Here is a 2,171-nt window from a genome sequence, read left to right on the forward strand (position 1 = left end):
GGGCCGGTTTTCAGGGCGTCTTAGAGCATTTCCAGCCGAAACGAAATCGCCGATTACTTGGCGCCGCGCTGGCGGACCTCGTCATAGGGGATCGTGAACACCTTGTCGTCAAGCGGGATGCCGGTCTTCACGTTGAAGATCATCACCGACGTGTCCTTGCCCTGGGCATCGGTGATCGTCCATTGGCGCAGGTCATAGGTCTTCGGGTCGAACATCATGGTGATGGTCGAATCGCCGAACATGTTGCGGTCCCCGAGCACGATCGTCGTGAGGTCCGCCTCTTCCTTGACGGAGCGCACCATCTTGGCCGAAAGGTCGATCTTGTTGCCGAGCAGCAGGTTCAGCGGCGTCTTGGAGAGGGGGTACAGATCCCAGGTCTTGAGCTTGCGGTTGCCGATGACGACGGAGCGGCCGTCGGCGATCACGCGCATCGGCGAGGGATCTTCGTAGTTGAAGCGGATCTTGCCCGGGCGGTCGATGAAGAACTTGCCGCCGGTCTGCTCGCCGCGCGGGCCGAACTGCACGAATTCGCCGGCCATCGTCTTCACCGAAGCGAAGTGATCGGCGATCTTCTGCGCGGCGGCACTGGCCTGCGCGGAGGCCTCGACGGGCGACAGCAGCGAAAGGCCGGCAGCGAATGCCAGGGCCATGAGGCCGGTGAAGCCGCGGCGCGTCAGCGTACCGGCTTTTTCGGATCGGTTCATCTTGGTCTCCTTCATGCGTTTTTCATGCGGGCCAAACGCGGCGCCATAATGGCACTCAGCCCTGACGCGAGACTTGCCGGTCGAAACGTCGCAGAAGGCACTCCGTTCCCGGTCATCGTCCCGAAATTTCGTCTTCCGTCGGCACGAGGATTTCGCGCTTTCCGGCGTGGTTGGCGGGGCCGATCAGGCCCTCCTTCTCCATGCGCTCGATGAGCGAGGCGGCACGGTTGTAGCCGATGCCGAGACGGCGCTGGATATAGGACGTCGAGGCCTTGCCGTCGCGCAGCACCACGGCCACCGCCTGGTCGTAGGGATCGTCGGAATCGTCGAGGTTCGCCGTGCCGGCCGGGCCGCCGCCCCCCTCGCCGTCCTCGTCGTCGTCCTCGGTGATGGCATCGAGATATTGCGGCGCGCCCTGCGCCTTGAGATGCGCGACCACGGCTTCCACTTCGCCGTCCGAGACGAACGGGCCATGCACGCGCTGGATGCGCCCGCCGCCGGCCATGTAGAGCATGTCGCCCATGCCGAGCAGCTGTTCGGCGCCCTGCTCGCCCAAAATGGTGCGGCTGTCGATCTTCGACGTCACCTGGAAGGAGATGCGGGTGGGGAAGTTCGCCTTGATCGTGCCGGTGATAACGTCGACCGAGGGACGCTGCGTCGCCATGATGACATGGATGCCGGCGGCGCGCGCCATCTGGGCGAGGCGCTGCACGGCCCCTTCGATATCCTTGCCTGCGACCATCATCAGGTCGGCCATCTCGTCGATGATCACGACGATATAGGGGATCGGCTGCAGGTCGAACTCTTCCGTCTCGTACATGGCTTCGCCGGTTTGGCGGTCGAAGCCGGTCTGCACGGTGCGGGCGATCGTCTCGCCCTTGGCCAGCGCCTGCTCCACGCGGCTGTTGAAGCCGTCGATGTTGCGCACGCCGATCTTCGACATCTTCTTGTAGCGCTCCTCCATCTCGCGCACCGTCCATTTCAGGGCGACGACGGCCTTCTTCGGATCGGTGACGACGGGCGAGAGCAGATGCGGGATGCCGTCATAGACGGAGAGTTCCAGCATCTTGGGATCGATCATGATCAGACGGCACTGCTCCGGCTTCAGGCGGTAGAGCAGCGACAGGATCATGGTGTTGATGGCGACCGACTTGCCCGAACCGGTCGTACCCGCGACGAGCAGATGCGGCATCTTGGCGATGTCGGAAATGACCGGTTCGCCGCCGATCGTTTTGCCGAGCGCCATGGCCAGACGGGCCTTCGAGGTTTCGAAATCGCGCGAGGCGATGAGTTCGCGCAGATAGACGGTTTCACGGCTCTGGTTCGGCAGTTCGATGCCGATGGCGTTGCGGCCGGGCACGACGGCCACGCGGGCGGCGATCGCGCTCATCGAGCGAGCGATGTCGTCGGCAAGGCCGATGACGCGCGACGACTTGATGCCGGGCGCCGGCTCCAGTTCGTAGAGGG

2 protein-coding genes are annotated in these 2,171 nt (G+C 64.1%); both read right to left on the bottom strand.

Annotated elements, in window-relative coordinates; translation table 11 throughout:
* Nucleotides 1-53: 53 nt before the first annotated feature.
* Entirely contained in the window at nt 54-719 is a 666-nt protein-coding gene (locus tag ACOZKU_RS20190; protein ID WP_421580368.1) for an outer membrane lipoprotein carrier protein LolA, read from the bottom strand.
* A gap of 97 nt (nt 720-816) precedes the next feature.
* Nucleotides 817-2,171: DNA translocase FtsK (locus ACOZKU_RS20195; protein ID WP_421580369.1), on the bottom strand; the 1,355-nt coding region annotated here is incomplete at its 5' end.

It is taken from the genome of Shinella sp. M31, from assembly GCF_049199205.1.
GTDB lineage: Bacteria > Pseudomonadota > Alphaproteobacteria > Rhizobiales > Rhizobiaceae > Shinella.

Bases quoted from the DNA above. Each gene is read 5' to 3' on its own strand.
- ACOZKU_RS20190 (WP_421580368.1), bottom strand. From the start codon at position 719: ATGAAGGAGACCAAGATGAACCGATCCGAAAAAGCCGGTACGCTGACG.